At 70.5% G+C, this 23,207-nt stretch carries 26 protein-coding genes; 16 read left to right on the top strand and 10 right to left on the bottom strand.

Translation table 11 applies throughout. The features are described 5' to 3' along the window. Positions 1–4 precede the first annotated feature (4 nt). On the top strand, positions 5–844 hold the full coding sequence (locus E7742_RS00915) for a DUF6928 family protein (RefSeq protein WP_137797202.1): 840 nt from the start codon (positions 5–7) through the stop codon (positions 842–844). Positions 845–847: 3 nt separating this feature from the next. Here E7742_RS00915 and E7742_RS00910 read toward each other — a convergent pair whose 3' ends face one another. The 3 genes from E7742_RS00910 to E7742_RS00900 are packed head-to-tail and all read right to left on the bottom strand — an operon-like array spanning position 848 to position 2,570. Continuing rightward, on the bottom strand, positions 848–1,123 hold the full coding sequence (locus E7742_RS00910) for a DUF2537 domain-containing protein (protein WP_137797201.1): 276 nt from the start codon (positions 1,121–1,123) through the stop codon (positions 848–850). Further along, positions 1,123–1,929 carry a TrmH family RNA methyltransferase gene (locus E7742_RS00905; RefSeq protein ID WP_137797200.1) on the bottom strand — a complete coding sequence of 269 codons (807 nt, stop codon included), beginning with the start codon at positions 1,927–1,929 and terminating at the stop codon, positions 1,123–1,125. Before E7742_RS00905 ends, E7742_RS00910 begins: the two co-directional genes overlap by 1 nt. Positions 1,930–1,961: 32 nt before the next feature. Next, a complete protein-coding gene (locus E7742_RS00900) occupies positions 1,962–2,570 on the bottom strand; it encodes a TetR/AcrR family transcriptional regulator (protein WP_137797199.1) in 609 nt (202 codons plus the stop codon). A gap of 70 nt (positions 2,571–2,640) precedes the next feature. Here E7742_RS00900 and E7742_RS00895 point away from each other — a divergent pair, with 70 nt between their 5' ends. Beyond that, entirely contained in the window at positions 2,641–3,186 is a 546-nt protein-coding gene (locus E7742_RS00895) for a hypothetical protein (protein ID WP_137797198.1), read from the top strand. 158 nt (positions 3,187–3,344) lie between these two features. Here E7742_RS00895 and E7742_RS00890 read toward each other — a convergent pair whose 3' ends face one another. Together E7742_RS00890 and E7742_RS00885 are read right to left on the bottom strand one after the other, a co-directional pair. Then, on the bottom strand, positions 3,345–3,773 hold the full coding sequence (locus E7742_RS00890) for a MarR family winged helix-turn-helix transcriptional regulator (protein ID WP_175420377.1): 429 nt from the start codon (positions 3,771–3,773) through the stop codon (positions 3,345–3,347). Between the two features lie 35 nt (positions 3,774–3,808). Then, positions 3,809–5,299 (bottom strand): NCS2 family permease, encoded by a 1,491-nt coding sequence (locus E7742_RS00885; RefSeq protein WP_137797196.1) that lies wholly within the window; start codon positions 5,297–5,299, stop codon positions 3,809–3,811. A gap of 81 nt (positions 5,300–5,380) precedes the next feature. On the opposite strand from E7742_RS00885, the gene E7742_RS00880 reads away from it, so the two are divergent. Further along, on the top strand, positions 5,381–5,629 hold the full coding sequence (locus tag E7742_RS00880) for a DUF2530 domain-containing protein (protein WP_137797195.1): 249 nt from the start codon (positions 5,381–5,383) through the stop codon (positions 5,627–5,629). Positions 5,630–5,674: 45 nt separating this feature from the next. On the opposite strand, the gene E7742_RS00875 is transcribed toward E7742_RS00880, so the two are convergent. Genes E7742_RS00875 through E7742_RS00865 form a run of 3 tightly spaced genes read right to left on the bottom strand, consistent with a single transcriptional unit; the run spans position 5,675 to position 9,848 of the window. After that, entirely contained in the window at positions 5,675–6,220 is a 546-nt protein-coding gene (locus E7742_RS00875; protein ID WP_175420562.1) for a phosphatase PAP2 family protein, read from the bottom strand. Positions 6,221–6,225: 5 nt separating this feature from the next. Then, a complete protein-coding gene (locus tag E7742_RS00870) occupies positions 6,226–8,997 on the bottom strand; it encodes a sacsin N-terminal ATP-binding-like domain-containing protein (RefSeq protein ID WP_137800995.1) in 2,772 nt (923 codons plus the stop codon). Further along, on the bottom strand, positions 8,994–9,848 hold the full coding sequence (locus E7742_RS00865) for a DUF3027 domain-containing protein (RefSeq protein WP_137797193.1): 855 nt from the start codon (positions 9,846–9,848) through the stop codon (positions 8,994–8,996). Before E7742_RS00865 ends, E7742_RS00870 begins: the two co-directional genes overlap by 4 nt. Positions 9,849–9,909: 61 nt before the next feature. Between E7742_RS00865 and E7742_RS00860 the strand changes: the two genes are divergently transcribed. The 3 genes from E7742_RS00860 (at position 9,910) to E7742_RS00850 (ending at position 13,120) form a co-directional block, all read left to right on the top strand. Then, the gene (locus E7742_RS00860; protein WP_137797192.1) at positions 9,910–10,728 is read left to right on the top strand and encodes a glutaminyl-peptide cyclotransferase; all 819 of its coding nucleotides are present in this window, start codon (positions 9,910–9,912) and stop codon (positions 10,726–10,728) included. Positions 10,729–10,819: 91 nt separating this feature from the next. Continuing rightward, the gene (locus tag E7742_RS00855; protein ID WP_137797191.1) at positions 10,820–12,595 is read left to right on the top strand and encodes an MFS transporter; all 1,776 of its coding nucleotides are present in this window, start codon (positions 10,820–10,822) and stop codon (positions 12,593–12,595) included. Between the two features lie 27 nt (positions 12,596–12,622). Further along, positions 12,623–13,120 carry a DUF2771 family protein gene (locus tag E7742_RS00850; RefSeq protein WP_254699121.1) on the top strand — a complete coding sequence of 166 codons (498 nt, stop codon included), beginning with the start codon at positions 12,623–12,625 and terminating at the stop codon, positions 13,118–13,120. Between the two features lie 75 nt (positions 13,121–13,195). Here the strand turns inward: E7742_RS00850 and E7742_RS00845 are convergent, their stop codons facing one another. Then, positions 13,196–13,606, bottom strand: a complete 411-nt coding sequence (locus E7742_RS00845; protein ID WP_137800994.1) for a cold-shock protein — start codon at positions 13,604–13,606, stop codon at positions 13,196–13,198. A 1,003-nt stretch (positions 13,607–14,609) separates the two neighbouring features. On the opposite strand from E7742_RS00845, the gene E7742_RS00840 reads away from it, so the two are divergent. The 9 genes from E7742_RS00840 (at position 14,610) to E7742_RS00800 (ending at position 20,504) form a co-directional block, all read left to right on the top strand. Then, entirely contained in the window at positions 14,610–15,137 is a 528-nt protein-coding gene (locus E7742_RS00840; RefSeq protein WP_175420376.1) for an alternate-type signal peptide domain-containing protein, read from the top strand. Positions 15,138–15,141: 4 nt separating this feature from the next. Beyond that, positions 15,142–15,687: a hypothetical protein gene (locus tag E7742_RS00835; RefSeq protein ID WP_254699120.1), complete on the top strand. Its 546-nt coding sequence runs from the start codon at positions 15,142–15,144 to the stop codon at positions 15,685–15,687. 1 nt (position 15,688) lies between these two features. Next, positions 15,689–16,324: a signal peptidase I gene (locus E7742_RS00830; RefSeq protein ID WP_175420375.1), complete on the top strand. Its 636-nt coding sequence runs from the start codon at positions 15,689–15,691 to the stop codon at positions 16,322–16,324. 31 nt (positions 16,325–16,355) lie between these two features. Beyond that, a complete protein-coding gene (locus tag E7742_RS00825; protein WP_175420374.1) occupies positions 16,356–16,934 on the top strand; it encodes a SipW-dependent-type signal peptide-containing protein in 579 nt (192 codons plus the stop codon). A 7-nt stretch (positions 16,935–16,941) separates the two neighbouring features. Next, positions 16,942–17,532 (top strand): signal peptidase I, encoded by a 591-nt coding sequence (locus E7742_RS00820; protein WP_137797186.1) that lies wholly within the window; start codon positions 16,942–16,944, stop codon positions 17,530–17,532. A 71-nt stretch (positions 17,533–17,603) separates the two neighbouring features. Then, positions 17,604–18,647, top strand: a complete 1,044-nt coding sequence (locus E7742_RS00815) for a hypothetical protein (protein WP_137797185.1) — start codon at positions 17,604–17,606, stop codon at positions 18,645–18,647. A gap of 87 nt (positions 18,648–18,734) precedes the next feature. Then, positions 18,735–18,974: a hypothetical protein gene (locus E7742_RS00810; protein WP_137797184.1), complete on the top strand. Its 240-nt coding sequence runs from the start codon at positions 18,735–18,737 to the stop codon at positions 18,972–18,974. Positions 18,975–18,985: 11 nt separating this feature from the next. Next, positions 18,986–19,381, top strand: a complete 396-nt coding sequence (locus tag E7742_RS00805; RefSeq protein ID WP_137797183.1) for a YccF domain-containing protein — start codon at positions 18,986–18,988, stop codon at positions 19,379–19,381. Between the two features lie 487 nt (positions 19,382–19,868). Next, on the top strand, positions 19,869–20,504 hold the full coding sequence (locus tag E7742_RS00800) for a transglycosylase family protein (RefSeq protein ID WP_137797182.1): 636 nt from the start codon (positions 19,869–19,871) through the stop codon (positions 20,502–20,504). Positions 20,505–20,570: 66 nt separating this feature from the next. On the opposite strand, the gene E7742_RS00795 is transcribed toward E7742_RS00800, so the two are convergent. Next, a complete protein-coding gene (locus tag E7742_RS00795; protein WP_031937314.1) occupies positions 20,571–20,759 on the bottom strand; it encodes a hypothetical protein in 189 nt (62 codons plus the stop codon). A gap of 60 nt (positions 20,760–20,819) precedes the next feature. On the opposite strand from E7742_RS00795, the gene E7742_RS00790 reads away from it, so the two are divergent. Further along, complete coding sequence (locus tag E7742_RS00790; RefSeq protein ID WP_137797181.1) at positions 20,820–23,123, top strand: helicase-associated domain-containing protein; 2,304 nt, start codon at positions 20,820–20,822, stop codon at positions 23,121–23,123. Positions 23,124–23,207: the final 84 nt, after the last annotated feature.

The following is a 23,207-nucleotide window of genomic DNA, read 5'->3' as shown; positions in this document are numbered from 1 at the left end:
GGCGGTGCCGGGGCTCCACGCATCCACTCTCTGGTACGTCGACACCACCGACCCCGCCGCCGCGGTGCGGGGCGCGGACCCCGACGTCGACGCCGCACGCCGGCTGGCACTACTCCTCCATCCGGGCCTCGAGGCGACCCACCTCGGCAACGAGACCCTCGCCGAGGCAACGAAGGTCGCGGACGGCGAGATCGTCGTCGGCTGCTTTCCCGGTGTGGCGGTGGTCCGGACCGCCGAACAACTGCCGCCCGTCCCGTCCTCGCTGGTGGAACACTGGATCCACCCGACCGGGTGCCGTCACACCTACCTGTGCTCGTCGAGTCCGGTGACGCGGGCCGGCTCGTGGGGCGCCTTCGCGCACTGGAACGGTGACAAGCTCGAGCGATCGTTCAGTGCCACACCGGTGCACATCATCGAGAACGTCGGCCTGCCGCAGGTCTGGGAGCGCCCGTTCTGGGCGGGTGAGCACCCGGCCCGGCCGTCGCTGGACGTGCTGCCCGACCCGCAGACGTTGCCGTTCGATCCCGGGGAGTTCGCGGACGCCGCCCCGCGCGCCTGGCTCGGCGACGATCTCGATCCGACGTCGATCCTGTTGTGCCGCTTCGCCGTCCACCCCGCCGGTCAGGTACCGGAAGCGGTGCTCAGACGCGAAGAGCAACTCCGCGAGCAGGCGCGACGCGAGGAGGAGCGGCGGCAGGAGCAACTGCGCGACGAGCGATTCGCACAGCTACGCCGACTCGAGGACGAGCGCGCCGCAGCGGCCGGACGCGCGGCCTCCGAGGCCGCACCGGAGCGTCCGCGCCGACGTTCCCTGTTCGCTCGCTGGTTCGGCCGCGGGGACTGACCCTCAGAGCGCGCCGGAGAACAGGACGAGCCAGCCGGAGATCACTCCCGCGCCCACGCCGTAGACCACCCAGCGCCACACCGGCACGCGGCGCCAGCGCCACACCGTGGGTGCGGCACCCCCGACGACCACCAGATTGAACCCCACCGCGAGCAGCGGATGGATTGCGGCCAGCGCCGATCCGAACGCCACCACCGCGACCAGGGTGAAGACGGCGGCGAACGCCCCGACGAGCAGACCCGTGGCCCACGGGGTCGGCTCCGGCGGCGCGGTCGACATCACGGCGCCGTGCGGATGCGCTCGTAGAACGCCATCGCGGCCGCGGTGGCGACGTTGAGCGAGTCGGTCCCCGGCGCCATCGGGATCCGGGCTCGCACGTCGCTGGCGCGCATCGCGTGTTCGGTGAGACCGGGCCCCTCCGCCCCGAGCAGCAGCGCCACCCTGTCCCCGGTCATCGCCTCGGCCAAGGGCGCCGACGCCGGATCAGGAGTCAGGGAAATCACCTGGAAGCCTCTGTCCCGCAGTATATTCAGACCCCGCGGCCAGTCCGGGACCTGCGCGAACGGCACCCGCAACACGTGCCCCATCGACACCCGGACCGCCCGACGGTAGAGCGGGTCCGCCACCGCGGCCCCGAACAGGACGGCGTCCACGCCCAGGCCGGCCGCGTTGCGGAACAGCGAGCCGATGTTCTCGTGGTCGTTGACCCCCTCGAGCACCGCGACGGTGCGGGCCTCACGGAGGACGTCCTCGAGATCCGACGCGGGCGGACGGTGCGCGGCGGCGAGCACGCCCCGGTTGAGATGGAAGCCGACCACCTCCGCCATGACGTCGGCGGAGGTCCGGTAGAACGGGACGTCGACGTCCTCGAGATCGCCGGCGAGTTCGCCCAGACGGCGGTCGACGCCCAGCAGACCGATCGGCGAGAACCGGGAGCAGAGCATCCGCTGCACCACCAGGACACCCTCGGCGATCACCAGACCCTTGCCGCCGGGCAGGTCGGGCCGGCGGTCCGACGAGTTGAGATCTCGGAAGTCGTCCAGCCTGGGGTCGGCGGGGTCTGCGATGTCGATGACGTGAACCACGGGCCCCATCGTGCCGCATGGCGATCTGCGCGCTAGCGAGAGTTCCCGTCGGGGCCCAGCAGCGCCGCGAAATGCGCGTCGAGCACGGCATGGATGCGAGCCGTGTCCACCCGGGCCGGGTGGTTGACACCGTGCGCCGCCAGACCGTCGACCAGGGCATGCAGCCGCATCGCCTCGACCTCGGCATCCGCTCCGTCCACCAGCAGCCCGCGCTCCCCCAACGCGGACGTGGCGCGCAGGAACCCCTCGTACATCTCCCGATCGGTCCGGTCGCGCACCTCGGCCAGCGTGGGGTCGGTCCGCGCGGCGACGACGAAGGCCTGCCAGATATCCATCTCGGCGCGGCGATCGCCGTCCAGCGGGACGAACTGTTCGGTCAGCGTCCGCACGTCGCGCCGCGGCTCGCCGCTGAATTCGATGCGGGCGATGCGCTCGTACACCCGCCGGGTGATCAACTCCATGGCGAACAGCAGCAGTTCGGATTGGGTGCCGAAGAAGTGCCGCAGCGAGCCGGTGGACATACCGGCCTCGTCGGCGACGGTCCGCACGCTGGCCGCGCCGATGCCGTCGCGCCGGATCACGCGCAGCACGGCGTCGGCGATGTCCTCGCGGCGCCGCTCGGGATCGGGTCGTTTCACCACGTGGTCAAAACTAACACGGCTGTGCTACTTTCCACCTCGGTAACACAGTCGTACTAGAAACGAGCCGCCCATGATCGTCCAACTGATCGTCGCGTGCGAGGTGCTGTTCTGGGTGTTCCTGGGGTCCGGGCTCGTCGCCCGGTACCCGCTCGGCCGACCCACGCTCGGAGCCGCCCTGCTCCTGTGCGCTCCCCTCGTCGACGTCGTGCTGCTCGTCGCGGCCACCGTCGACCTGCGGACCGGCGGCGTGGCATCGTGGAGTCACGGACTCGCGGCGGCCTACATCGGCTTCTCGGTGGCCTTCGGGCACAGCATCATCCGCTGGGCCGACGCGCACTTCGCCCACCGTTTCGCGCACGGCCGCGCACCGACGAAGCCGGCCCGGTACGGCAGGGCCCGCGCCGCGCGCGAATGGCGAGAGTTCGGCAAGGCCCTCATCGCGTGGGGTGTCGCGTGCGGTCTGCTGCTGGCGGCGATCGGCATGGTGGGCGACCCGCACCGCACCGAGGCGCTGTCGGACTGGATCCGAACGCTCTCGGTCGCGCTCGGCGTGTGGGGAGTGATCGCACTCAGTTACACGGTGTTCCCGGCACGAGAGCGGGCACGACTCGACTGACCCCGACGCACCGAGCGCTACGCGGACGCCCTCGCGGCGTCGGCCGCGGTCACCCAGCGCCCCGAGCGAACCGCGGCCCCCGACCACGCAGTGAGCCCGCGGCCGCCGGAAGGCTTGACGCTCACCGGTTCCGGGCGCCGGCACCGGTCCGGGGAAGGTCAGTCGTTCTCGACGAGCGTGGTGATGATGGAGACGGCGTCCCGTAGCGTTTCGAGCTGCTTGTCCTCGAGGCTCGACAGCTTCTCGGTCATCCACGCCTCGCGGGCCGCGGTCTCACTCTCCATCAGGGCGTGACCGGAGTCCGACAGCGAGACGATGATCTGACGTCCGTCGGTGGGATGCGGTGTGCGATCGACCAGTCCGAGATCCGCGAGCGACGCGATGACGCGGGTCATCGACGGCGGCTGGACCTTCTCACGCGCCGCCAGCGAACCGGGGGTCATGGAGCCCTCGGCGCTCAGCGTGGCCAGCGCCGAGAGCTGCGTCAGCGAGACCTGGGCCTCGCTTCTCCGCCCGCGCAGATGGCGCGTCAGCCGCACCACCGCAAGGGAGAGATCGCTGGCCAGGGCGCGGGTATCCGATGTCACAGAACCAAACAATACGGGAACCCGCGCCCGGGCCATCACGTAACGGCGTCAGTGATGGGACCCACCGCGAAGTACGCGACGAACAGTGCCGCGACGATCCACAGCAGCGGATGAATCTTCTTGATGTTGCCGCCGGCGGCCGCGAGGACCACGTAGGAGATGAAGCCGACGCCGATGCCGTTGGCGATCGAGTACGTGAACGGCATGGTGACGATGGTGAGGAACGCCGGCAGCGCGATCGAGAACTTGCTGAAGTCGATCTCGCGGACCTGTCCGATCATCAACGCGCCCACCACGACCAGCGCCGGGGCGGCGGCCTCGATCGGCACCACCGAGTACAGCGGGGTGAGGAACATCGCGGCCAGGAACAGCGTGCCGGTCACGACGTTGGCGAGGCCGGTGCGGGCACCTTCACCGATACCGGAGGCGGACTCGACGAAAACGGTGTTGGACGACGCGGAGGCGCCACCGCCGACGATCGCACCGGCACCTTCGACGACGAGGGCCTTGCCGACGCCCGGCAGGTTGCCGTCCTTGTCGGCGAGCCCGGCCTCCTTGCCGAGGCCCGTCATGGTGCCCATCGCGTCGAAGAAGTTGGCGAGCACCAAGGTGAACACGAGCAGGCTGGCAGCCAGGACACCGATCCGGGTGAACGCGCCGAACAGGTTGAAGTCGCCGACCAGGCTCAGGTCGGGCAGCTGCGCGATGACGTCCGGGACCGCGGGCACGCTGAGGTTCCACCCCTTGGGGTCGACACCCTTGGACGCACCGACGTGGAAGACGGCCTCGAGGACCGCGGCCAGCACGGTGGTGGTGACGATGCCGATCAGCAGACCGCCGCGGACCTTGCGCACGACGAGGACACCCATGAGCAGGACGCCGAAGACGAACACGACCGTCGGCCAGGCGCCGATCGAGCCGTTGATGCCGAGCCCGACCGGGACGGACGTGCCGGCGGCGTCGGGGATGCGGCGCACGAACCCGGCGTCGACGAACCCGAGGAAGGCGATGAACATGCCGATGCCGGCGGCGATCGCAGCCTTGAGCTCGCTCGGGATCGCGTTGAACACCGCGGTGCGGAACCCGGTGGCGGCCAGCGCCACGATAATGAGGCCGTCGATGACGACCAGACCCATGGCCTCGGGCCAGGTCACCTGCGGGGCGATCGACACGGCGAGCAGACTGTTGATGCCCAGGCCGGCGGCGATGCCGAACGGATAGTTGGCGATGATGCCGAAGATGATGCTCATCAGGCCCGCGACGAGCGCGGTGACGGCGGCGACCTGGCCGACCGGCAGGATGTTGCCGAGCACGTCGGTCTTGGCGGAGGCGTCGTCGGCGGAGAAGCTGCCGAGGATCAGCGGATTGAGGACGATGATGTACGCCATGGCCACGAACGTGACCAGGCCGCCGCGGACCTCCCGGCTGATGGTCGAGCCCCGCTCGGTGATCTTGAAGTAGGTGTCGAGCAACCGCGAGGGCGCCGACTGCCCGGTGGGCTCGGTGGTCTTGTCGGTAACCGCCATGTCGAGTTTCGGTCCAATCGCCGGGAAGTGGGGTTTCGCACCTGGCAGATTAGGGCACCGACGGACGGGTAACTTAATCGTGTGACCGAAATCCATACCACGCCGACGCCCGTCGAGCGGCTCTCCGACCCCCGTCCCGTGCTTGCGGCGGGCACCGTCGTGTGGGTGGTGGCCACCGTCGTGGTCCTGCTGAGCGGCAACCGGTGGAGCGCCGCGCTGCCGGTCTGCTACGCCGGAATCGGCTTGGGCGTGCTGGGATTCGGATTGTTCCTCGTCCAGCGCCGGGCGGCCCGCCGTGGTCGGCGCGGTGCCCAGCGCGGACTGAGCTGAAACAGACGACCGACCGGCCTCCCTCGACGGGGACGGTGAGGGAACTCACACGCGATCGATGCGTGTCGAGCGGCGGCTGAGGGCCCAGATCCACAGCCCCGCCCACGCCACTCCCAGGGCCCAGCCGGCGACCACGTCGGTGAGCCAGTGCGCGGCCAGATACACCCGCGTCATCCCGACCGCGACGGTGTAGCACGCCAGCAGGACCAGCACCGCGAGGCGCCGCAATCCGGGCGCGAGCACGCGCACCACCACGGCGCCCAGCACGCATGCGAGGATCGCGGACATCATGGCGTGCCCGGACGGGAACGAATACGTGTCGAGATCGACGAGCCGCTCCGGTACCGGCGGACGCTGCCGGCCGAACAGCAGCTTGAGCAGACTCATCACCGCCCACCCCGACAGCATCGCACCGGCGACGGTCACGGCTTCGGCGGTCCGCCGCGCACGCAGCAGCGCGACCGTCACGACCGCGGAGATCAGGAACGCTGCGACGGTGCCGCCGCTGTGGGTGATCACCGTGGCGACGTCCGTGAGCCACGGGCTGCGCAGATCGAGCATCCAGTCGAGTACCGCCCGGTCCACCGTCATCCGCGTCATGCGCCGCCGCCTCGCCACCGCCGGCAGTGGGTGCGGCCGTCCTCGTCCACCCACCACGGCACCGTCACGTCACCCTCGACGGCGCCGCGGAACCGGACCACGAGCTCGTCGTGCACCACCACCGGACCCGACGGCAGCGGTAGTCCCAGCGCCGCGCAGGCCAGGACGGCGCCCGGCTCCCGGTCCCACGCACTCTCCCGGCCCGCACCGACCACGTCGGCGGCGATCGCGGTCGACGCGAGCGGGAGGTCCAGCAGGTCGGCGAGGGCGGCGGCCGTCTCGAACGCGCCCAGCACGATCCGCTCGGGCGGAATCACCGCCCCCAGGTGCGGGCGGTCGAGCACGAGCGCGACGTCCGGTTCGGTCGTGGTGCCGGCGAGGCTGCGGACCTGCGGCGGCAGGTCGAGGGCGTCGAGATCGAGCACGCCCCGTGCCGCGGCCGCACCGAGCAGTCGGTGCGTGCGGGTCACGACGTCGGGCGTGACCGTGCGCTCGGGGTCGGCCAGCCGCGCGAGCAGGACGGCGGCCAACGCGGTGTCGTCGACAGCGGCCGGGGCCAGCGCGGCCGCGAGGGCGGACGCGGACGGGTGGTCCAGGGCGTCGAGCAGGCCCGCGAAGGTGTGATCGTCGGGTGCGCGCAGCCGCCCGAGCGGGACGCCGGCGACCGTGGCGTGCCGCCGCAACCACCAGGCGGTGTACCCCGCGCGGTCGGCGAGCGCGGCGGCGGTCTCGGGATCGTCGGCCAGCAGGCTCAGGGCCTGCGGCCAACGCGCCGGGTCGACCAGGTCGAGATCGCGAACGGCGATCAGGGTCTCGGGATCGTCGGAGAGGGTCTGCCACCACGCGTCCTCGTCGTCGAGGTCGTGTTCGGGTCCGGTCGGCAGCTCGGCCCGCAGCACGGCGAAGCCCCAGCCCACCCCCAGTGCGCGCAGCGGTTCCTCGCCGACGCGGGCGACCAGGGCGGGGTCGACGGTGGCGAACGGCGAGTCCTCGTCCAGGACGTCCGTGAGCGGCGCACCCGGCAGCAGTAACTCGTCGGCCGGCACCAGGTCGCCGTCCGTGTCGGGCAGCGGCAGCTCCCCCAGCCACGGCGGACGGGCGTCGGGGCCCGCGAGGCCGACGAGCCCCAGCACGACGGACGCCAGTTCCGTCGCGGCGGCGGGATCGTCGTAGTCGACGTCCTCGATCCGGGCCCGGAGCGCGGGGTCGCCGAGCAGGTCACCCGCGGTCGCACGCTCGGCGCCCAGCCGGGTGAGCAACGGGTGGACCGCGTCCGGATGCACCAGGCGTACCCAGTCGAGGGCCGCCGCGGCCTCCCCCAGCAACGCCCCGAGGTCGGCACCCGTGACGGTGGTCCGCGGCCCGGTGACGGTGCGCCCGTCTGCCAGCGGAACCGGCACGGCGGCAAGCTCTTCCACCGTGATGCCGTCCACGACGAGCGGTTCGAGCGCGTCGTAGAGCGTGTACCACCACGATGGCTCCCGGTGGTGCCCGCCGAGCAGTTCCGCGAGCCGGGCCAGCCCGATCCGGTGCACGTCGACGGCCGCGAGCGTCGGCGCGAGCCGCGGGCCCGACAGCCGCGGGTCCACCAGGTCGGGGACGACGTCGGCGAGCGCGTCGGCGAGCTCACGGGTCAGCCCGGTCAGGACGGTGGCGCGGGTCGGGACCAGGTCGGGGGCGTCGTCGCCGGCGGCCGGCAGCCACGGCTGTGTGCGCAGCTCGTCCACGAGCGCCTCGCGCAGTACCGCGTCGACCTCGCTGCGCGCGAACCCGGGGAGCGGCACCATGTCGAGGCGCTGGTCCCGGGGCAGCGCCGCCACGAACGCGGCGTAGCCGCGTGCGACGTGCGCGGGCAGTTCTCCCGGCAGGATCCGGCGCCGGTCGGGCTGCATCGGGACGTCCGTGATCAGCACCGCCGGCAGCGACAGCTCCTCGTCCGACCGGGTGGGCGCGCGCAGCACGTCTCCGGCCACCGCCTGCAGGCGCCCGTCCACCACCGGCACGAGCCAGCGCGCCGTCGCGGTCGTGTACTGCCACCACGTCGTGTGGCCGATGCCGATCTCCGTGAGGCCGTTGCCGAGATCGCGCTCGGTGCGGCGCAGCACGGTTCCGTCGATCTCGATCGACACGAGTGCCGGCAGTTCCAGCAGCAGGTCGACGGCCTCGGCGGCGAACCGGGTCAGCAGCGCGAGCGCGCCGGCGCCGTGGAGGTCGGGATGCAGGCGCAGCACCACCTCGGTGTCGAAGCCGTCGGCGGGCCGCTCGTCGGTGGCCCACGCCAATCGCAGCGTCGGCGCGCCGACCGCAGGCACCCCGAGCCCGGCCGAGGCCAGTTCCTCGCGGGTACGACGGGCGGAGAAGGCCAGCGAGCCCGTGGTCGAACGCAGTTCGATGTCGTCACTGACGGCGAGGACGGCGGTGAACCCCACTCCGAATCGGCCCACGCCGTGGGACGGTCCCGTCCCGTCACCCTTCCCGGACGCCCGCAGCGCCACCAGGGACTGGACCCCGTCCCGGTCGAGCGGACTGCCGGTGTTCGCGACGCGCAGCACGTCCCCGTGCAGCTCGACGCGCAGCGCGCCGGGCACTCCCGCCTTCGCGGCGGCATCGGCCGCGTTCTGGGCCAGCTCGGTGAGGATGCGGTCCCGGTACCCCGCCCGGACCAGGTCGGCCTCGGCGGCGGCGTCCTCACGCAGGCGCGTGGGAGAACTGCGCCACGCGAGGAGCGTCCCCTCGCGGAGGGCGGCGGTGTCGAAGGGGTCGGTCAGTGATCCGATGCCGGGTCCAACGGCGACTCGGGATCCACCGGCGCCTGCGGGTCGGCCGTGTCCTGCGGCTCGGCGGACGCCTCGGGTCGGGCGGCGATCTCCACGACCTCGACGGCCGCGTCGTCGAACGCGTCGTAGCGCGGCGTGCCGGCCCCGGTGGGCAGCGTGGTGTCGGAATGCGCGCCGCACCCGTAGGTCGCGGTCACGACGTGGCCGTCGGCGGCCATCTCGTTGCCGCAGACCCCGAACTCGGCGTGCAGCGAACCGGCGAGCGGCAGGTAGAAGCCGCACAGCTCGCACGTCGAGGGGGCCGCCTTCGCCATGTCGGAGTCGGGACCGAAGTCGCCGTCGTGCCAGCGCTGCGCGCAGTCGAGGCGGCCCTCCCGGCTCATGACCTGCTTGCGGCCGAGGCCCACCTCGAACGCGACCTCGTCCACCTCGGGGTCGCCGGTCGCCACGTAACCGGGCACCAACCGCGGGTCGTTCGCCGGCGGCGCCAGCAGATCGCCGGGCGACAGGTCACCCGGACGCACACGCTGGTCCCACGGCAGCCACTCGGGTGCGACGAGGGCGTCGGGGCCGGGGAGCAGCGCCAGCTCGCTGACGGTGACGTGGTCGGAGTCGGGCACCGCTGCCAGGACCACCGCCCACTGCCAACCGCGGTAACCGGGCAGCTCGGCCTCGAAACGATGGGTCGCGGCGCAATCGTCCTCGGCGGTGACACCGAGGTGCCGACCCACGCCGCCTTCCTCGAACTCCTCCAGTGCCGCGCGGGCACGGTCGACGGCTCGAGCGAGGACGGGGCGCACGACGGCGCTCTCGGGAGACGACGCAACACTCACGGCGTCCATCTTGCCGCACTCGGTCCGTCGTGTGCTCGTCCGGGCTCGCCGGGGCTGTCATGCTGGTCCGGTGAACCGGCGTCGTACCCCCCGTCTCCTCGCCCTCGCGGCGGTCGCCGCGACGGCTGCACTCGCGGCGGGCTGCTCGGACAGCACCACGGCCGCCCCACCCGAGGGCGCCGTTCTCGCCCAGCAGTTGCACCCGGAGATCGTCCGCGAGCTTTCGCACGATCCCACCGCCTTCACGCAGGGACTCGAGATCTCCGACGGCACGCTGTACGAGAGCACCGGCCGCGTCGGCACCTCGTGGGTGCGAGCCACCGACCTCGACACGGGCGCCGAGATCGCGCGCGCCGACCTGATGCGTCCGATGTTCGGCGAGGGCGTCACCGTCGCGGGTGACACCGTGTGGCAGATCACATGGAAGGACGGCGTCGCGATCGCCCGTGACGCCGGCACGCTCGCACAGCAGCGGCAGGTGTCGTACGACGGCGAGGGCTGGGGACTGTGCACGCAGGCCGACCGGCTGGTGATGAGCAACGGCTCGGCCACCCTGACCTTCCGGGATCCCGCGACGTTCGACGCGACCGGCACGGTCGACGTCACGCTCGACGGCCGGCCCCTCGACCGGCTCAACGAACTCGAGTGCAGCAACGACGGATTCGTGTACGCGAACGTGTGGACCACGGACCGGATCGTGAAGATCGACCCCGCGACGGGCGCCGTCGTCGCCTCGATCGACGCCGCGAACCTCGAGGACGCGCTGCCGGCGAGCGAACGCGGCGGCATCGACGTCCTCAACGGCATCGCGCAGATTCCCGGCACCGACAGGTTCCTCGTGACCGGCAAGCTGTGGCCGCGGATGTTCGAGGTGCGGTTCGTCGCCTGAGGCGGTTTCCGCCGGGTTCCGACACGTCCGGACGAGCTGGGACGGGCCGCCGGTGTCGAGCAATGTCCGCCGACTAGGACAGAATTGAGGGGTGACCGGACCCCGCGACCCCCACGACGCCCCTCGGCGTGCGCAGGAACCGCGCGAAGCGCCGCCTCGGCGACACCCCGGCTACCAGAACTATCCCCCCGCGCCCCGGGCGGCGGGACGCCGCACGCCCTTGCCTCCGCTGCACCCCGTGGGCCGGCCCGACGCGCCCCGGCCCGACCGTCCCGAGCCGGCCGAGCAGCCGGCGCGGACCCAGCGGATCCAGTCGCCGCCGCCGAACCAGCCACCCCCGCCGAGCCAGCCACCGCCCCCGACCCAGCCGCCGCCGACCCGGCCGATGCCGGAACAACCCGACCCCGGCCGCGGCCCCGCCGAGGACGACGCGCCCAAGCCCCCGCCGATGCCGCGGAAGCTGACGGTCACCCGCGTGGCCGCGATGCGCGGGCGCGAACTGACCAACAAGGGCATCGCCACGTTCCGGCGGGCCGCGACCGCCGACGGCGCCGACAAGTCCGGTCTCACGGCCCTCACGTACGCGGTGATGGCGAACTTCGCGACGGACGCAACCATCGCCGTCGCGCTCGCGAACACGCTGTTCTTCTCCGCCGCGACCGGTGAGGACAAGACCAAGGTCGCGCTCTATCTCCTCATCACGATCGCGCCGTTCGCGGTGATCGCACCGCTGATCGGCCCGGCCCTCGACCGGCTGCAGCGCGGCCGCCGCATCGCACTGGCGTCGTCCTTCGCGCTGCGCACGGTGCTCGCGGTGGTACTCGTCTTCAACTTCGACAGTTGGGCGCTGTACCCGTGTGCGCTGGGGATGATGGTGCTCAGCAAGTCGTTCTCGGTGCTCAAGAGCGCCGTGACGCCACGCGTGCTGCCACCCGAGATCGACCTCGTCCGAGTCAACTCCCGCCTCACAGTGTTCGGGCTGGTCGGCGGCACGATCGGTGCCGGCGCGCTGGCCGGCGCCCTGGCGTTCGTCACCGGCTCGACCGGAGTGCTGTGGTTAGCCGCGGCCGTCACCGCCTTCGGCGCCTACCTGAGCATGCGCATTCCGGCGTGGGTCGAGGTCACGGAGGGCGAGGTCCCGGCGACGCTGACGTTCCACGGCGACGACTCCCCCACCGAACTGATCGATGTCGGCGCGGCCGCGGGCGGCAAGCCCGACAAGCGCCGGCAGCCGCTCGGCCGAGCAGTGGTCACCGGTCTGTGGGGCAACGGCACGATCCGGGTGCTCACCGGCTTCCTCACTCTGTACATCGCGTTCGTCGCGAAGGCCAACACCGAACACGAGGCGCTGATGCAGGCGGCGATGCTCGGCATGGTCGGCGCGGCCGCGGGCATCGGCAACTTCGCCGGCAACGCCGCCGGTGCCCGGCTCGAGCTCGGCCGCCCCGCCATGATGGTGCTGCGGTGCACGATCGCGGTCACCGTCGTGGCGATCCTGGCCGCCTTGATCGGCAACCTGCTGGCAGCCGCGCTGGCCGCCCTGGTGGCGTCGGGGGCGAGTGCGCTCGCGAAGGTGTCGCTGGACGCGTCGCTGCAGCAGGACCTGCCCGAGGAGTCCATCGCGTCGGGCTTCGGCCGCTCCGAGACCGTCCTGCAGCTGAGCTGGGTCATCGGCGGCGCGCTGGGCGTCATGCTGCCCACCGAACTGTGGATCGGTTTCACCGTCGTCGCGGTGGTGCTTACGATCGGCCTGGTTCAGACGATCCTGACGTACCGCGGGGCGACACTGCTGCCCGGTCTGGGCGGTAGACGTCCCGAGCACGTCAATCCCGAGACCACCGTCGGGCACAGCCCCCGTGCCGACTGATCCACCGAACGAGAAACGGAATCGATGATGCAAGCCCGGACGAAACGAATAGTTGCGCTGATCGCGGCGGTGGTAGTGGTGGTCGCGGCCGGTCTCGCCGGGGTCGTGGCCTACCTCGTGGGTGAGTCGAACGAGAAGCTCCCCACCGTCACCGCGTACTCCAAGGAGGAGACCGCGAGCGTCGTGCCCGGGTTCTGTGACGCGTCACTGCAGTGCGAGGGGCTCGAGATCGTCGAACTGAACGTGCCCGAGGGCTACCCCCTGCAGCTGTCGCTGCCCAAGGAGATCGCGGACTCGGACTGGCGACTGAACGTCCAGATCGGCAACCCCAAGACCGGTGAGATCTTCGAGGGCTATCGCGACTACACGCCCGGCGAGGCCTGGGCGGTCACGGTCCCCGGCAACCCGGGCGAGCAGCTGATCAGCGCCATCATCCAGCTGCCGGCCCGGGACGGGCTGGCGCCGGTGTGGGCACTGCAGACCATGGAGCTGCCCGGCGGCGGTGTGGTGGCACCCGCGTCGTAGCGGCCACTGTCACACGAACGACGGGAGCCCTCCGGTGATACCGGAGGGCTCCCGTCGTTCGTGTGAGTGCTCGACTCAGCTGTCGAGCTCGCGCGCGACGGCCCGCACAACCTCGGAGATCCGCTGCGCGGTCTTGCGATCCGGGTAGCGGCCCTTGCGCAGGTCCGGCTGGATCTTGGCCTCGAGCAGCGTGATCATGTCCTCGACCATCCCGTGCAGCTCGTCCGGGGTGTGCTTGCGGGTCGCGGCCGCATCGCGCCGGGCGCCCTGCCGGACGGACGGCGCCGGCTCGAGCACCTTCACGCTCAGCGCCTGCGGGCCTCGTCGGCCCGCGGCCATCCCGAACTCGACTCGCTGGCCGGCCTTGAGACCCTCGACGCCGTCGGGCAACGCGGACGCGCGGACGTAGACGTCCTCCCCCTCCTCCTGTGACAGGAAGCCGAAACCCTTCTCGACGTCGTACCACTTCACCTTGCCGGTAGGCACCGTGTTCACCCGCTCATCTGCCTGCCGCACTCTCCGTTGAGCGCGCGCGTGGATAATGCAAAACAACGCGCCCCACCGAAACTGCGGGACGCGCGAATGCCCCAGTGTACCCGCCTCGTACCACCCCGAGCATCCACGAATTCGCTCCGTGCGCCCGCGGGTCGCCGTGGCCCCTCGCCTCCGCACCCACTCCCCTTTCCGCCCCCTCCGCCGAAGCCGACCGTGTGCGCCGGGACGCGGCGCCCTCCCCGGGATCTTCCGGCGAGACGCTTCCGGCGGCACTGCGACGCGCCGGCAGTGGCGGCCGTCTCCGAACAAGTGAACGATCCGGCGGCCCAGTTTCTCCCCGAGATTCCACACCCCCAGTCGTCGCCCCCGAGGGCAGATTGCGGTCCGAAAGCCGCCGCGCCACCTACGAGCGGCGCTTCCCCCGCTGAAAATCAGCGAATTCGCGGAGTGGAGCGCGCCACACTTGCGGCGGTGCCCCCGCCCCGCTCCCGAGCGGTCGACCCCCTCGAATCGACACCCGAGAAGGCCGGGGCGCGAGATACCGACCAGTCACCCCAGAAGGCGCGCCGCCCCGACGGTCGCGAGACAACGGCAGTCCGAAAGATATTGCGCGACAAATTATTCCACTGCTTCGCACACGAGTGGATACGCACGTCGCCGCACGTCGGCACCGGCTGGAACGAGGAGGTTCATCGACCCTTTCGTGGGGTGCCGGGAGGCATCATCGGACACCTCCTATGGCACGGTGTGTCACAGATCTCTCTTGGACAAATGACCAAATGCCCTACTCGTGGGGCCTTGCGGGTGCTAGAAATTACTCCGGCACCGCGCGGGGGCAGTGTCGTGTGTTCGATCCAGCAATGACAGCGCCGGACGAGCTCCGACCAGATGTTGTGCGTAAAACAATCTTTCGACTGGTTCAGGGTCTCTTCACCGTCGCATGTCCTTTTCACCGACCCCTACCAACGGGGCCAGCAGAAACGAGAAGACCCCCATGAACAAGAAGATCAAGGGCGCAATCGCCGCCGGTGCCGCAGCTCTCCTCCTCACCGGCGGTGCCGGCACCTTCGCAGCCTGGAACGATTCGAAGGATCTCAACGGCGGCAAGGTCACGACCGGCAAGCTCGCGTTCGGCGACACCATCGACAGCGGGTGGTACGAGGGCACCGACACCGGCGTCACCGGCAAGAAGATCCCCGACATCACCACGTACCGGATCATTCCGGGCACCAAGCTGACCTACAAGGCCACCACCAGCTTCGTCGCGCAGGGCGACAACCTCAAGGCGAAGCTCGAAATCGCCGGCGCCGACGCCACCAACGTCAACGGATTCCAGTGGGAGGCAACGAAGTTCTCCGGAGACCAGGCGATCTCGGCCGCGGGTGAAATCACGCCGGACAGCGGTGCGTCGCATGCCGTGACGGTGACGAAGACGGTCCTGTTCGACGCCACCGGCATCGCGAACCAGGCCGTGACCAACGATCTCACCGGCCTCAAGCTGAAGCTGTCGCAGACCAACTAGAGCCGTGGCCAAACACCCTCGATGGTGGGCGCTCGCAGCGGTGCCGGTCGCTGGGCTGATCTTCTTCTCGGCCCAGCAGACCGGCGCCCTGTGGAGCGACACCAGGAACCTCTCCGGCGGGACCGTCACGACCGGCACCCTGGCGATCGGCGTCGGCGCCGACGGGAAGACGAGCTCGGCCTTCACCCTCGACAACTTCGGCAAGACGAAGATGCTCGAGGGCGGCTACTCGCAGACCCCGTTGACGGTCAAGAACACCGGAAACGTGCCCATGAAGTATCGCCTGGCCGGCGTCGCGCAGACCAACGCCGCGCTCCCGCTGACACTCAACGTCTGGCGGGTCGCAAGCGCAGCCGCGTGCGGCGCCACCGGCACCCCGGCGGGCACACAGCTGTACTCCGGCAACATGATCGGCGCGAGCATTGCCACGTGGCAGACCCTGCAGCCGAACAACTCCGAGGTGCTGTGCCTGCGCGGCACGGTGACCGCCGGGGCCGGCCCGGGAATCAAGTCCAAGGTCACGTTCACATTCGATGCGAATCAGGTCTGACATGAGCAACTCTGCCCCGCTGGGCGATCAACGGACCACCGCGTGGTGGTGGGTCCGCTCCATCGTCTCGTGGACCCTCCTCATCGCGATGATCGCGGTCCTCGCCATGACGATCGCCGTCCCGAGGATCACCGGATCGACCCCGTACACGGTGTTGACCGGCTCCATGGAGCCGACCTACCCGCCGGGGACGCTGGTCGTCGTCAAGTCGGCCGACCCGGCATCGCTCGGCCCCGGCGACGCCGTCACGTATCAGTGGGAGTCCGGAAAGACCGCAGTCGTCACGCACCGCATCACCGAGGTGGAGTACGCGGAGGACGGGGAGTTGCAGTTCGTCACGCAGGGCGACGCGAACCCGATGCCCGACGAAAGACCCGTTGTCCCGGAACAGATCCGCGGCAAGGTCTGGTACGCCATCCCGTACCTGGGGTACGTCAACAACTTCGTCACCGGCAAGCAGCGCTCGATCCTTCTCATCGCACTGGTCGGCGGGTTGCTGGCCTACGCGGCATACATGTTCGCGAGCGCGGCACGGGACGAGTTCCGCAACCGCCGCAACCGCGAGACCGACACGGAGGATCCGGTGACGGATGAGCTTCCCGTCGTCGCCGCCGGCTCGTCGATCATGCCGAATTGACCAGGAAACGAACATGTCTCGTCATCGAACCGTGAGTACCACACCTGCCCGCAGCAGACTGCTGCGTCGGGTCGTGGGTGGAGGGCGCGTGCGGGCCGCGCTCTCGCTCGGCATCGTGCTGGGCCTCGGATCCGTCGGCACGCTGGCCGCGTGGAGCGACAGCGCCACGGCCACGTCGGCGGACTTCCAGACCGGTGTGGCCGACCTGAAGCTGGGCCCGGACCCGGGCGTGGACACCTACAGCTTCTCTGCCTTCGGGGGTTCCGGTTTGCGTCCAGGAAGGCAGGTCCAGGCTGCTCTGGACGTCCGCAACAAGGGTGATGTGCCGTTCCGGTACTCGGTGACCGCGAAGGCCACCGGAAATTCCGCTGTGGCCCAGCAGATCTCGCTTACCGTCTACCCCAACTCGGCCTGCTCCGGGACCACCACGCTCGGCACCCTCACCGCGATGTCGGCCGCCGATCAGACGCTGGTGTCCGGTAAGGGCCCACTCGCCCTCAACGGTGCCGAGACCGTGTGCGTCCAGGCAACGGTCGGTAATTCCGTCACGAAAGCGATGCAGAACCAGGCGATCAACGTGGTCTTCACGTTCACCGCCACGTCAGTGTGAGGCAGACATGTTCGCAAACACCACGTTCGACACCCCCGCGCCGTCCACCGCTCGCAAGGTTCGCGAAGTGGCGCTCACGGTCGGCGCCATCGCGGGCGTCGTCTGCATCGTCGCGACCGTCGCGACGCTGCTGTTCGACATCAAGCCCCTCATCTTCCGATCGGGATCGATGGCCCCCGCCGTCTCCACGGGGTCGCTCGCGCTCGCACACACGGTCCCCGCGTCCGAGTTGTCGGTGGGCGACATCGTCAGCGTCGAGAACGCGGACGGCACGCGAATCACGCACCGGCTGTACGCACTCGAGCCACAGGGGGCGGATATCTTCGCTGTCACACTGAAGGGTGACGCGAACGCCGAACCGGATGTGGAGCCGTACCTCATCACCGAGGCCGACCGGGTGTTCTGGAGCGCGCCCGGCCTCGGCTACGGCGCGGCGTGGCTGACCAGTTCCACCGCGGTCTTCCTCGGCGGCGCACTCGTCGGAGCGCTACTCGTGCTCGTGGCGCGACCGGCGGGTCGCCGCGAGGACGAAGCGCTCCCGCGTTCCGCCGAGGAGCCCCACGACAGTTCCTGTGAGGGAAAGGTCCCGACGCCGTGAGCCCCGACGCACCTCGCCCTTCGCGTCGGAACGGGTTCCGGCTGTCGCGATTCGTCCGCGCCGCGCTCGGCATGAGCGCTGTCGCCCTCACAGTGCTCGGGGTTACGCAGATCAGCGACACGAGCGCCGCCTGGCAGGACACCGGCAACACCGCGACCAGCGGCCGCCTGGTCGTCAGTCCCGACGTGCTGCCGGCAATCTCGGAACCGACCTACAGAACCCAAGGACCGTACGGCTTCTACTTCTGCCGCCTGAGCTGGACACACCTCGGCCCCGCCTACAGCTACAAGGTCTATGTGAAGCTGGACGACGGGAGCTGGACGTTCTCGTGGATGAACAAAGCCGAGAATATCGCCGAGGGCGAGCAGGTCACCGACGACATCGACTGGGACGACGCCAACTACGACATCGACAAAGGTAGCCGCAATTTGACGGTCGAGATCCACACCGTCAACCGCTACACCGGAGAAGAGGGGCCCGCCTGGCGTGGAGCGGTCGTCTACCGCTACAGGTTCCAGTTCAGCCTGGGATGTGTCTCCGGAGCATCCAGCGCCACCACCGCCCTCGAGGCGAATGCGCTGAACGCCCGAGGCACAGCGGCGCCGGAAATCACCGCCACCTCGACGACATCTCCGACTCCGCCGACCACGACCACTGCCGCCGCACCGAGTACCTCCAGCACCACAACCACCCCCACGACTCCGAGCTCGACCTCGACGTCCTCGACCACGTCGGCGGCGCCCTCTTCCACGACGTCGACGCGCCCGGCGCCCACCACCACGACGACGGCCGCGCCCACGACGACCACCACCGTCGAAGCGGACACCGCGCTGGGTGTGGAGAAGCAGTCACCGTCGGCTTCGTACTCGGCGGCCCTGGTGATGCCGTCCGGCACGTCACAGCCCGCAATCGCGATCTTCGATGCGGACGGCGAGGCGGTGGCTCGCATTCGGTCCACCTCGGCCGCCCGGTACGAGTGGGATTCGTCCACGGACACCCTGTGGATCGTGGACGGCGGCCGGTTGTACAAGGCGACGGGCGGCGACTGGGCCGAGACGGCGGTCGACCCGTCGTCGAGCGAGGTGCCGGAGCACATCGCCGCGCTGCTCGGGTAGCCGGCCCAACGTGCCCGTTCGGGTCGATTCCGGACGGAAGCCGAGCAGCCCGACATCGTCGACCGGGCCGTGGCCTACCGTGGTGTTGTGACGAACGAACCCCACCCCCACGGCACCGGCGCCTCCCCTCACACCGGCAAGGGACTGTTCTATGCGGCAGTCGTCAGCTTCCTGGTCGGCATCGCCGCGATCGTGGTCATCTTCTTCGTCCACTCCCTGTCCGAGGGTGATCCGGGCCTGGTCCTGTACCTGCTGACGCTGGCGTGCCCGCTCGGTTTCGTCCTGGCCATCGCATACGCTCTGCGCTCCGGCCGCCGGAGCCGCTGAAAGGGACGGTCATGAGGATCCTGCTGAACATCATCTGGCTGATCTTCGGCGGCCTGTGGCTGGCCCTGGGCTACTTCGTGGCCGGGCTCGTCATGTGCATCCTCGTCATCACGATCCCGTTCGGGATCGCGTCCTTCCGGATCGGCCTGTACGCGCTGTGGCCGTTCGGGAAGACGGTCGTCGACAAGCCGACCGCGGGTGTCATGTCGCTGATCGGCAACGTCATCTGGTTGCTCCTGGCGGGGATCTGGCTCGCCCTGGGCCACCTCGTGTCCGCGGTCCTCATGGCCGTCACCATCATCGGCATCCCGCTGGCGGTCGCGAACCTGAAGATGATTCCGGTGTCGCTGCTGCCGCTCGGCAAGGAGATCGTCGACGTCGACCGGGCCCAGTGGGCTCCCGCCTGAGCGTTCCGAAATCTGAGACACACCCCGGTGTATACGTGTGATCTCCATCACATAACGTCACGATAACGGGCGGGTGTCGAAACGTAACCGAACAAGCGGCAGGGCGACTAGCTGGGGCGACGCCGCCTTACCCGAATTCCGGTCCCGAACAACACAAGACGCACCGCGTTATCAAGTGGTGACGTTGGAGGGCGAATCGTCGTACGGTCGTTTCCGGCCGGGAACCTCGGCCACGCCGGGCCCGCCGCGCCAAACCCCGTCCAGTGGGTCCGGAAGCACCCACGAACCAACCATGGACGGGGACGGGGGACCCAAGGTCCTCCGGGGAACCGGTCCCGACAGGGTCCGACCCCGCAGGCATCGGGAGAGCAATCTCCCTGGGGGTGAAGCCAGACCCGCTCCAGCCATGAGCGGCGAGGCCGGGCGACCTCTCAGCCCGAACCCGACAGCTGACCTCGCAGGCGCGTGTGGAGAGGAACCGACCGACATGAGCGGACGCCATCGCAAGCCGTCAACCACCGGCCGTACCGTCGCCAAGGTCGCCGTGACCGGCGCCATCATGGGCGTGGGCGGCGTCGCCTTCGCCGGCACTGCCAACGCAGCTCCCGACTCCGACTGGGACCGCCTGGCGCAGTGCGAGGCCAGCGGCAACTGGAACATCAACACCGGCAACGGCTTCCAGGGCGGCCTGCAGTTCACGCCCAGCACGTGGACCAGCCACGGCGGCGGCCAGTACGCCCCCACCGCCGACAAGGCCACCCGCGAGCAGCAGATCGTCGTTGCCGAGCGAGTGCTCGCCAACCAGGGCTGGGGCGCATGGCCCTCCTGCTCCTCCAAGCTCGGCCTGAGCAGCGCGCCGACGCAGCGCAGCGCCCCGGCCACCGCGGCGCCCGCACCGGCCACCCCGTCGCCCGTCGCCGAGGCACCCGCGGCGCCGCACCCGGCCGCGACCGTGTTCGACCAGATCGACGACCTGATCGACATCGCGCAGGCGCAGGGCGTCGCGATCGCACCGCAGGTCCTCGACGTCTACGCGGCCGCCAAGTCGTTCGACCTCAGCGCACTGCAGAACATCAACCTGCAGGACATCGCCGGCACCATCGCGAACACCTCGCAGAGCTGAGCGTTCCCCAGCACACGAGAAGGGCCCCTCGCCATCGGCAAGGGGCCCTTCTTCTGTGCGTATGCGTCAGCGGTTGATCACGGTGTGCGGGTGCACGTAGGGCAGCGAGTCCACCGGAAGCGGGAACTCGGTCTCCTCACCGAAGGGGGACAGATTGCCCGCCCGGCTGGACGACAGCTCGGTCACCGCGTGATCTCCGTCCGCGGTCTCCGGCCACCCTGGATCGACATAGCGCTTCTTCGAATTGTTAGCCACGCGCCCATCTTGGCAGGAGCAAGCGCCGCGGTACAGCCCAGGTCACTAATCTCATAGGCGATGACCTCTACTCATGGCACCGAGGACGCCGCCGAAGCCGCGGACCCGGTGGTGACGCCGACGCTGACCGACTGGTTGAGCGCCCGCAAGGACGCCGACCTCACCGAGCTGCTGCGGCTGCGCCCCGACCTGGCGGTTCCGCCGCCGGCGACGTGCGCCGTGCTGGCCGGACGGGCCGAGCAGCGCGCGTCGGTGATGCGTGCCGCCGATACCCTCGACACCCTCGAATTCGGGGTGCTCGAAATTCTCGTTCTGGAGCAGGCCGACCGGATGCCCGTCGCCCGCCGTCACCTGGACGAGGCGTTCGCAGACCGGGTGCCCGCCCGCGCGCTGGGCAAGGCGCTCGCGCACCTCCGCAGCCTCGCCCTCGTCTGGGGCGACGACGACCGTCTGCGCGTCGTCCGGGCCGCGGCAGAGGCGATTCCATGGCGGGTCGGACGCGGGCACACCGAGTCGGAGGGGCTGACGGAGGAGGAGATCCGCGCCGCCCTCGACACGATCGAGCCGAACGAGCGCGACCTGCTGACCACACTGGCCCGCTCGTCGCCGATCGGCCGCACTCGCGACGCCGCGCCCGGCACGCCGCCCGAGCGCCCGGTCCAACGTTTGCTCGCGCGAGGACTGTTGCACTGGATCGACGCCGAGACCGTCGAGCTGCCCGCGCAGGTGGGCCAGGTGCTGCGCGGCGAGGCGGTACACGACCCGGCCTCCCCCGTCCCGCCGACACTGTCCGGCCGCAAGCAGAAGGTCGCCGACGTCAATGCCGCCGCTGCCGGCGAGGCCCTCGAACTCGTCCGGCACTGTGAGGACCTCGTCGCCGCGCTCGGCGACGCCCCGGCACCCGCTCTGAAGGCCGGGGGGCTGGGGGTGCGTGAACTGCGACGGCTGTCGAAGGCCGTCGGCGTCGACGAGGCACGGGTGGCGCTGGTGCTCGAGCTGCTGGCCGCCGCCGGCCTGATCGCGAGCGGGATCCCCGATCCGGCGCCGTTGACGGACGTCGACGACTACTGGGCGCCCACGGTCGCGGTCGACGGCTGGCTCAACTCCGGGACGGCCCGGCGGTGGGCCACGGTGGCCGGGGCATGGTTGTCGCTGCCGCGGCGGCCGTGGATCATCGGCAGCCGCGACGCCGCCGACAAGCCGATCTCGGCGCTGTCGGAGGAGGTGCGCGCCCCGGGCGCCCCGCAGGAGCGCCGACTGCTGCTCGAACTGCTCGCCGAGGCGGGCACCGGGAGATCGGTGTCCGCGGACGAGGCCAGCCGGCTGTTGGCGTGGCGGCGGCCGCGCTGGGCGGGCCGGCTGGGTCCGCGTGTCGTCGCCCGCACCCTCGACGAGGCGCGGGCACTGGGGTTGGTCGCCCACGGTGTGCTCAGCTCCCCCGGCAAGGCGCTGCTGCACGGCGGCGACCCCGAGGCCGAGATGGATGCGGCGCTGCCCGCACCGATCGACTACGTCCTGGTGCAGGCGGACCTCACCGTCGTCGCGCCCGGCCCGTTGATCCCGGACCTGCTCGAGCAGATCACGCTCGTCGCCGACATCGAGTCGGCCGGTGCCGCGTCGATGTACCGGATCAGCGAGGCCAGTATTCGCCGTGCCCTGGACGCCGGGCTCACCGCGTCGGAGCTGCAGACCTTGTTCGCGACCCGCTCCAAGACCTCCGTCCCGCAGTCGCTGACCTACCTGATCGACGACGTCGCGCGCCGGCACGGTCGGCTCCGGGCCGGCGTGGCCGCGTCGTTCGTCCGCTGCGAGGACCCGGCGCTGCTCGCGGAGGTGTTGTCCTCGCCGGTCGCCGATCAGCTGGCGCTGCGGGCCCTGGCGCCCACCGTCGTGATCTCCCAGGCACCGCTCAAGGAGGTGCTGTCCGAGCTGCGGGCCGCGGGTTTCGCGCCGGCCGGGGAGGATTCGACGGGCGCCATCGTGGACCTGCGACCGCGCGGAGCGCGGGTCCCCGCCGCCCGGGTCCCGCGGCTCCGGACACCCGCGGTGCCCACCGACGAGCAGCTCGCGACGCTGGTGCGGTCGCTGCGCGCCGGCGATCGGGCGGCCGCGTCCACCGGGGTCGGATTGCGCAGCGACGGCAGCCGCGCGTCGACGGCCGCGACCATGACGCTCCTGCAGACCGCCGCCCAGGTGCAGCGGTCGGTCACGATCGGCTACGTCGACGCCCAGGGCGTCGCGTCGCACCGCATCGTGCAACCGGTCAGCGTCGGCGGCGGTCAGCTGGACGCGCTCGATCCCGCGACCGGCGAGGTGCGGCGCTTCACGCTCCACCGGATCACGTCGGTTGCGCTCGCGGACTGACGAGCGCGCACGGGAAACCGGGCCGCGAACTGCGCGACTGGCTTTTTCCTGGAAATGGGCTATGGTCTCGATCGAGTGATTGCC

This window comes from Rhodococcus sp. SGAir0479 (genome assembly GCF_005484805.1).
Lineage (GTDB): Bacteria > Actinomycetota > Actinomycetes > Mycobacteriales > Mycobacteriaceae > Prescottella.
This window is presented reverse-complemented; position numbering and strand designations above follow the sequence as displayed.

Coding starts and splice junctions, on each gene's coding strand:
- E7742_RS00910 (WP_137797201.1), bottom strand. CDS start 1,123: ATGTCGACCGCGCCGCCGGAGCCGACCCCGTGGGCCACGGGTCTGCTC.
- E7742_RS00895 (WP_137797198.1), top strand. CDS start 2,641: ATGATCGTCCAACTGATCGTCGCGTGCGAGGTGCTGTTCTGGGTGTTC.
- E7742_RS00885 (WP_137797196.1), bottom strand. CDS start 5,299: ATGGCGGTTACCGACAAGACCACCGAGCCCACCGGGCAGTCGGCGCCC.
- E7742_RS00875 (WP_175420562.1), bottom strand. CDS start 6,220: ATGACGGTGGACCGGGCGGTACTCGACTGGATGCTCGATCTGCGCAGC.
- E7742_RS00865 (WP_137797193.1), bottom strand. CDS start 9,848: ATGGACGCCGTGAGTGTTGCGTCGTCTCCCGAGAGCGCCGTCGTGCGC.
- E7742_RS00850 (WP_254699121.1), top strand. CDS start 12,623: ATGCAAGCCCGGACGAAACGAATAGTTGCGCTGATCGCGGCGGTGGTA.
- E7742_RS00840 (WP_175420376.1), top strand. CDS start 14,610: ATGAACAAGAAGATCAAGGGCGCAATCGCCGCCGGTGCCGCAGCTCTC.
- E7742_RS00830 (WP_175420375.1), top strand. CDS start 15,689: ATGAGCAACTCTGCCCCGCTGGGCGATCAACGGACCACCGCGTGGTGG.
- E7742_RS00820 (WP_137797186.1), top strand. CDS start 16,942: ATGTTCGCAAACACCACGTTCGACACCCCCGCGCCGTCCACCGCTCGC.
- E7742_RS00815 (WP_137797185.1), top strand. CDS start 17,604: ATGAGCGCTGTCGCCCTCACAGTGCTCGGGGTTACGCAGATCAGCGAC.
- E7742_RS00805 (WP_137797183.1), top strand. CDS start 18,986: ATGAGGATCCTGCTGAACATCATCTGGCTGATCTTCGGCGGCCTGTGG.
- E7742_RS00800 (WP_137797182.1), top strand. CDS start 19,869: ATGAGCGGACGCCATCGCAAGCCGTCAACCACCGGCCGTACCGTCGCC.
- E7742_RS00790 (WP_137797181.1), top strand. CDS start 20,820: ATGACCTCTACTCATGGCACCGAGGACGCCGCCGAAGCCGCGGACCCG.